Raw genomic sequence first — 6,207 nt, forward strand, 5'->3', positions numbered from 1 at the left:
GCTATGCACCTGCCAAGTGGTGGAGCGGGGCGAACGGGATATCGTCGTCGAAGTTATCCGGCGGCGCCGACTGCTGGCTCTGCTGGGTCGCCTGGCGCTGCTGCTGACGGGGCTGCTGCCTTTGCTGTTGAGGCTGGCGCTGCTGCTGCCCGCCGCCCTGGCCGTCTGGCCTTCCGCCTAGAAGCTGCATGGTGCCGTTGATGTCGACGTGCACCTCTGTGCTGTACCGCTTGATGCCATCCTTTTCCCATTCGCGGGTCTTGAGCTTGCCTTCGATGTAGCACTGCGAGCCTTTGCGCAGGTACTCGCCGGCAATCTCCGCGACCTTGCCGAACAGCACCACCCGGTGCCATTCGGTTTTCTCGACCTTCTGGCCGGTCTGCTTGTCCGTCCAGGCCTCGCTCGTGGCCAGGCTCAGGTTGGTGACCGCGTTACCATTGGGCAGGTAGCGGACCTCGGGGTCCTGACCGCAGGCGCCGACTAGGATTACTTTGTTGATACCCCTCATGCTGCTTTCTCCGCGAGTTCTGCTTTGCGTTTATCTTTGGCGGCATTCAGCTGCGCCAGGTGGTCGGGCGATTGCTCAAGGATCCGGTATGCAGCCGAGTACACGCTCTGCAGCTCCTGCATCGTCTCGGTAACCGGGATCTTCGACAGCGCATCCTGCAGTGCCGTGGTCTGCAGCTCGGCCTGCGACTTACCGTCGTTCAGCCAGGCCAGCAGCCGACGCCCCGTGTCCTCGCTGATCACCTCGGGCTGGTCGAACAGCTTGGTCCTGTCCTTGCTGGCGATGGCAGCGTGGCCGTCGTGCGTGATGTCGAGCACCACGGTGAATTCGTAGTCGGTGCCGTCACGCTGCTCGGACTTCATGCCGAGCTTGATCACTTTCTTACCTTCGCCCTGCACCGTCTCCGTCTTGCTCCGCATGGTGCAGATGATGTGCAGCGGGCTGGTCAGGATCTTGTCCGTCAGCTTGCGGTGGCGCGGTGTGGTTTCGTTCCAGGCCGCCCAGGTGTTGCCCTTGAACTTCTGGTGCGCGAGCTTTTCGTTCGACTCCAGGCAGCCGCCGGAGCCTGTCCACTCGTGCGAGTAGCTGTCGATGATCAGTACGCTATAGCCGGCCTGTTCGGCGGCGGTGATCGCCTCGGCGTATCGCTCTGGCGAGTAGGGCGCGTGCAGCTCGAGCACGTCGAAGTCAGCAATGTCGGCGTACAGCGAAGCGCTACCGTGCTCGGTGTCGATTACCGCGATACGGCCGCCCAGGCCCTTGGCCATGAGCAGCGCTGACATGGTCTTTCCAGACCCGGATGGCCCAGCAAGTGCCAGCCGTAGCTTGGCCTGCTTGCGTTCGGCTTTCTTGAACATGGGGATGCCCTCAGTTCGGTTGGTTGTCCCACTGCCGCTCAATACGAGCGGCCTCGTCTTCATACTCTTTGCGCTCTTCGCCCTGGTACCGCTCAGGCGAGAACGATCCGACCGTCATCCAGTCGAGCTGGGCGGCCAGGCGGGGCGTTGTGTTCATGGGCGCCTCAGTAAGAAATGGCGATGTTCGGGATCTTGCGTTGAGCGATCAGGGTGATCGCCTGCTTTGCGCACTGCTCAGTCATGCCGCCAGCCACGAAGGCCTCCAGGGAAGTGCGGTTGATGCTGGCCCGGTGCGCCTTGTCGGACTCGCGGGCTTCCTGCTGGCGAAGGATCTCAGCGGCAGCGGCATCAGCACGTCGGCGCTCGTCTTGACGCGCCTGCTCGGCAGCCTCTTCGGCCTGGCGGGCGGCAGCCTGCCGTTCTTGCTCGGCCCGCTGCTCGGCGGCTACGCGATCTGCCTCGGCCTGAGCCTTGGCGCGCTCCGCCTGCTCGGCCTGCAGTTTCAGCTCAAGTTCACGGCGGTCTGCTACTGCTTTTGCCTCCTGCTCACGACGCTGGGCGGCTTCGCGCTCGGCCTGGGCCTTATGCTCGGCCTCCAGCCGGGCGCGCTCTGCTGCTTCCTGGGCGATGCGCTCCTCGCGCTCCTTCTGCTCACGGGCGGCAGTCTCAGCGCGCAGACGCTCCAGCTCTGCCTGCTCGGCTTCGTGCTTTTCCTGCCTGGCCAAGGATGCGCGTAGGGATTCCAGCGTTTTGGCCTTGGCTTGATGCGCCTCCGCTTCGAACTCCTCAAAGCCTTCGTCAATCACAACTGCTTCGGCCTGACTGATCTTGAAGCGGATACCCTCCGCAAATAGCGTTTCAACGTCCACCAGGTCGCGCAGCTGCTGGATGCGAGCCTGGTGTCGGTCAACCCGATCATCTTCGGCAGCCTGCCATGCGTTCAACGGGCGGCGGACTTCTTCCTGCCAAGCATCCAGAAGGTCACGCATGCGCTTGCGTTCGGCATCGACCTTCTTGGGGATCTCCTTGAGCTCAGCCACGAGCTCTTTGCCGACGTTGTCCAATGCGGTTTTGGAGCGGGCTACTTTGTAGGCGATCGAGGCGATAGCCTCACGACCTTTGCGAGTGGTCACATCCGGGACGAAGGCGTCGATCTCCTCGCGGATTTTACGAAGGTATGGGTCCAGACCGTTGGCAGCCTGGAAGACCTGGAGCGCGGTGTCTTTCGGCGGCACTGCAGCCAGTTCAGTTTGTGCGGACATGCGAATCTCCCGCGCCGTCCATGCGGTGGGCGCTGACAAGTTGGTTATTGGGTGATGCAGCCGGCTAGGGCGCTTGCGAGCATCCAGGCGGTGCACAGGGAGAGGGTGATGAAGCTGCCGCGCCACATGGCGTAGCGACGGGCGCGCTGGTAGCCGGTCATGGCCGCACGCGGACGGCGATGCGCCGGCCCTTCATGGTTACGGCGAGGCTGCGCTTGAGGCTAGCCACAGGTGTTTCGCGCGGAAGACCAACAGCTTCATTGAAGGGTATGCCGAAGCTGATCACCGCCAGGCTTCGCTCGATCTGCTCGAGCTGTTCGTCAATCAGGGATTTAACCGGTGCTGTGGTCATGAGGCCATCCTGTTAGCGATAAGCCATTGTTGGTGATCAGCCACTACAAAGCGGTTCAGCCGCTCCTTGTAGAGTCGCTGCTCGGTCAGGTCGATTGCGCCAGTGAGCCCCGCAAGGTCTATGGCCGTGTCGAGCTCGGCCCGAAGGACTGCGGTGAAACGCTCGCGCGCCCATTCAAAGCGCGACTCGATGAAATCGACTACGTCTTGCCTCGTCTTCCTGTTCATGCAGTCCTCCGGGCGGCACCTGAGCCGCACATGGCTTCCATCTTGTCGAGTGCCGCGGCAATCACCCGGCGGCTGGTAGCTTTTCGGTGTTCTTCTTGCTGGCGGATGATCGCAAGCCACGCTTGGTTGTTCGCAGCCGCCTGATCGGGGGTTATGTCTGCGGCCCAGTGGACGTCGTGATCACCGGAGATTCGGCGATCAAGCTCGCGGCCCTGTGCGCTGTCTGCGTAAAGCTCATGCTCGTGAGCCATGATCGCCTCCAGGTGGTGGATCAGTCGGTGTATGCGATGTACTTGAAACGGCCATTGCCGAAGTGCTCGAAGCGGCCGCCGAAGGTTCCGCGAACCTCGCGCTCAACCTCTTCGCGGCTCATGTGTTCCGGGTAGACGCCTTCCTTGATCATTGAGGCGTTGGTGTGGGGCACGAATCGCCAGCTGACCTTTGTGTTATCCAGCGGGGCATTTCTGGCGCGCTCCCACTCTTCGACCTGTGCTTTCCAGAAGTCCTTTTCCTTCTGGCTGATTGGCTCTGGCTCAGGAGCTGGGTCTTCCGACTCCTCCCAGCCACAAGCCTCGCAGTAGCCGCGTGGCGCAGTGCATGCCCCGCAGGGTGGGTTGATATGGCAGCTGCAGTTTTCTACATCGTGCGATTCGATGACGCCCTCACAGCCATCACGGCCGCAGGTATCACCCTCGCAATATCCGGGTTCGCTCATGGCGCCCTCCAGGTGGTGGGTTACTCGGTGGGTGGGGAAGGGAGGGGCTGCCAGTGGGTGACGTCGCGGTCATTGATTGGCTCATACCATCCCGCGTACTCGGCGCTCTCTTTGACGTCATACCAACCGAAAGCCTCGGTGATACCGTCCTCTTCGCCGCAATCATCATCAGGGTTGTACAGCCCATAGCCATTCAGGTACTGAGCAGAGAACACGAACGTCTGCCCTTCGACGACAGCGCAGACGATGTACTCTTTTGCTGTTCCTGATAGCTGCTGAGGCAGCCTGTCGCTGCACTTGATCCAGCCGCTCATGCTGCCTCCGGGTGCTTTTCGCCACAGAACATGCAGTAGTTGCCAAGCACATTGATGATCGCCTTGGCTTTGATCTCTTTGCCCTTGGCGGTAGTGCGAGTTCCGACAACCTCGCATTCCGCATATTGGCGTCCAGCAGGAATGAGCATGTAGCCCTGCAGGGTCGCCTTGGCGCCGGTGATTTCCGGGTGCCGCTCAGCTGCAGCCTTTTCGAATTTTTGTCTGCAATCGCACATAGGGAAGTCCTCTAGACCGCATTGGCCAGGCGCCAGGCGCGGGTGACCAAGCCCACCGTGAAAGGTGGCCTGGCGCCTGGCCAATGCGGTCGATGTGAAGGGAAGAGGTGTTGAACTAGGTGTTGCGGGAGTTGACGCTGAGTGAGTGGTACCGGCGGTGGGGTCTTAGCCCGAGCCGCCGGCAAATAGAATTGCTACTCGACGATGCAGATCCAGCGATGGTTTTGCCGGTATGGCGCTCTGGTAAATGCAACGTCTGTTACGAGTTTCATGCCGCGCTCTTGGAGAGCTTTGGTCAGTTGAGCGAGTGTCTCTGCCTGGATAGTCATTGCTGTTACCTCGTCAGATTTACTGCGTTCATAATTCCTGACCGAGCAGGCAATTAGCTGATTCAATATTTTTTACTGCTTTGAGGATGCATTGGGGTGTGATCTGGTGTTGAGCGCCCCGTATCCACGTTTCGGCGCATCCATCACGGCGCTTGGGTTTCAGCGGCCACGTCTCACAGATCACACTCCGATGCAGCCTGCGATGGGGAGCAGGGCATCGGGCAGTTAACGTCAGGCGGACGTGGTGTTGGTTGTTCAGTCGTCGTCGCCCTGGTTCAGCATCTTCTCGACGTCTGCCACCGTGGGCTTGTTCCAGTTCTTGATCTGACCTGTATCGAGGTCGATGTTCAGGATCAGGTAGTCGCCGTAGTGGTTACCCGGGAAGAAGTCCGGCACATATCCCTCGTAGCTGCAGACCTCATCGCCCTGGGCGTCTTGCAGGCCGGCGGCGAAGTCATCGCGCACCTTGATGTGCAGACGAATTTCGGTCACATCGACCTGCACCGTTTTCTGCTGGTTGATCTGCATGCGGCGTTCCTCGGTTGATTTCCCGGCAGCCACTCGTGCGAATGGCTGCGAGTGAAATCGGTATTGCGGGGCTCCGTTACTCGCCACGGTGGCCTGGGCGATTGCTTCATTGCTGCAGCCTCCACCGGTTCCCCGGAGTGGCCCGCTGTACCAGTGCATCAGCCCGTTCTGAGGGCTACCTGGCAGGGAGCGTTTGCAGCTCAACCCTTGGCCCGCTTGACGCTTTCAGTGAGGGAGCGCGCCGCATGGCTTCGAGCTGGCCAGTTCCAGAGCTGGCATGGGGATCGAATTTATTGCTCGCGCTGTACCGTTGCCGGGATCGATCCGCGAGGTTCCCATCGATGTGTAAAGAGCGGTGAGGCTTGAGGGCCTCGGCAGTCCCTCGTGAGTGACTGCTGTGTTGAGGCAAATATCACGCAATGTGTTTTTTATGTCAACACGAAATGTGATTTATTTTTTCGAGGCCGTGTTGAAAATCTTCCAAGCGAAGCGTGTTCACCTTTCACAGGGCGTGATGTATGCTTTGCTAAATACTGGATGGATGTACAGTTAACGGAGGAAGGTATGGCCAAGCAGAAGAAGTCGAACCCGCAAGCACGCCATGAGATGACCGGGCTGGAACGCTTGGGGCTGCGGGTCTCGTCGATGATCAATCACCCCATCGCGCAGGCTCAGCGTTGGGTGACTATCCATCGCCTGGACACGGACGGTGACATGGAGTGGGAGGAGGTGATGGGCCTGCTGGCCGAGACGCCAGAACTGGACCTGACGTTCAATGACGACGAGAGCGTGACGGTACGGTGTAAGCGTCCGGCGAACTCACCTTGCGTAAGTCAGGCCGGCACCCACTGATGCGGCAGCAACTGTCCGATCTCACTG

Annotated in this window: 12 protein-coding genes; 1 reads left to right on the top strand and 11 read right to left on the bottom strand. The window is 60.4% G+C overall.

Annotated features, from left to right (window positions below):
• Nucleotide 1 precedes the first annotated feature (1 nt).
• The 11 genes from KY379_RS24055 to KY379_RS24105 form a co-directional block, all read right to left on the bottom strand.
• Nucleotides 2–508 (bottom strand): single-stranded DNA-binding protein, encoded by a 507-nt coding sequence (locus KY379_RS24055; protein WP_261241615.1) that lies wholly within the window; start codon nt 506–508, stop codon nt 2–4.
• The gene (locus KY379_RS24060) at nt 505–1,290 is read right to left on the bottom strand and encodes an ATP-binding protein (protein ID WP_409977295.1); all 786 of its coding nucleotides are present in this window, start codon (nt 1,288–1,290) and stop codon (nt 505–507) included. Before KY379_RS24060 ends, KY379_RS24055 begins: the two co-directional genes overlap by 4 nt.
• An 85-nt stretch (nt 1,291–1,375) precedes the next feature.
• Nucleotides 1,376–1,522, bottom strand: coding sequence for a hypothetical protein (locus KY379_RS24065; protein WP_165976044.1), 147 nt, complete (start codon nt 1,520–1,522; stop codon nt 1,376–1,378).
• Nucleotides 1,523–1,529: 7 nt separating this feature from the next.
• Entirely contained in the window at nt 1,530–2,627 is a 1,098-nt protein-coding gene (locus tag KY379_RS24070) for a hypothetical protein (RefSeq protein WP_261241611.1), read from the bottom strand.
• Between the two features lie 157 nt (nt 2,628–2,784).
• A complete protein-coding gene (locus tag KY379_RS24075; RefSeq protein ID WP_261241610.1) occupies nt 2,785–2,979 on the bottom strand; it encodes a hypothetical protein in 195 nt (64 codons plus the stop codon).
• Nucleotides 2,976–3,206, bottom strand: coding sequence for a hypothetical protein (locus tag KY379_RS24080; RefSeq protein ID WP_261241609.1), 231 nt, complete (start codon nt 3,204–3,206; stop codon nt 2,976–2,978). Before KY379_RS24080 ends, KY379_RS24075 begins: the two co-directional genes overlap by 4 nt.
• A complete protein-coding gene (locus tag KY379_RS24085; RefSeq protein ID WP_261241608.1) occupies nt 3,203–3,457 on the bottom strand; it encodes a hypothetical protein in 255 nt (84 codons plus the stop codon). The genes KY379_RS24080 and KY379_RS24085 overlap by 4 nt, the downstream gene beginning before the upstream one ends.
• Nucleotides 3,458–3,477: 20 nt before the next feature.
• On the bottom strand, nt 3,478–3,921 hold the full coding sequence (locus tag KY379_RS24090; protein WP_261241607.1) for a hypothetical protein: 444 nt from the start codon (nt 3,919–3,921) through the stop codon (nt 3,478–3,480).
• A gap of 20 nt (nt 3,922–3,941) precedes the next feature.
• A complete protein-coding gene (locus tag KY379_RS24095) occupies nt 3,942–4,235 on the bottom strand; it encodes a DUF551 domain-containing protein (protein WP_261241605.1) in 294 nt (97 codons plus the stop codon).
• Entirely contained in the window at nt 4,232–4,471 is a 240-nt protein-coding gene (locus KY379_RS24100) for a hypothetical protein (RefSeq protein ID WP_261241604.1), read from the bottom strand. The genes KY379_RS24095 and KY379_RS24100 overlap by 4 nt, the downstream gene beginning before the upstream one ends.
• Before the next feature lie 584 nt (nt 4,472–5,055).
• Complete coding sequence (locus KY379_RS24105; protein WP_261241603.1) at nt 5,056–5,328, bottom strand: hypothetical protein; 273 nt, start codon at nt 5,326–5,328, stop codon at nt 5,056–5,058.
• A gap of 564 nt (nt 5,329–5,892) precedes the next feature.
• Between KY379_RS24105 and KY379_RS24110 the strand changes: the two genes are divergently transcribed.
• On the top strand, nt 5,893–6,180 hold the full coding sequence (locus tag KY379_RS24110) for a DUF1654 domain-containing protein (RefSeq protein WP_261241602.1): 288 nt from the start codon (nt 5,893–5,895) through the stop codon (nt 6,178–6,180).
• The last annotated feature ends 27 nt before the right edge of the window (nt 6,181–6,207 follow it).

Source organism: Pseudomonas sp. HD6422, from assembly GCF_025377065.1.
Classification (GTDB): Bacteria; Pseudomonadota; Gammaproteobacteria; order Pseudomonadales; family Pseudomonadaceae; genus Aquipseudomonas; species Aquipseudomonas putida_U.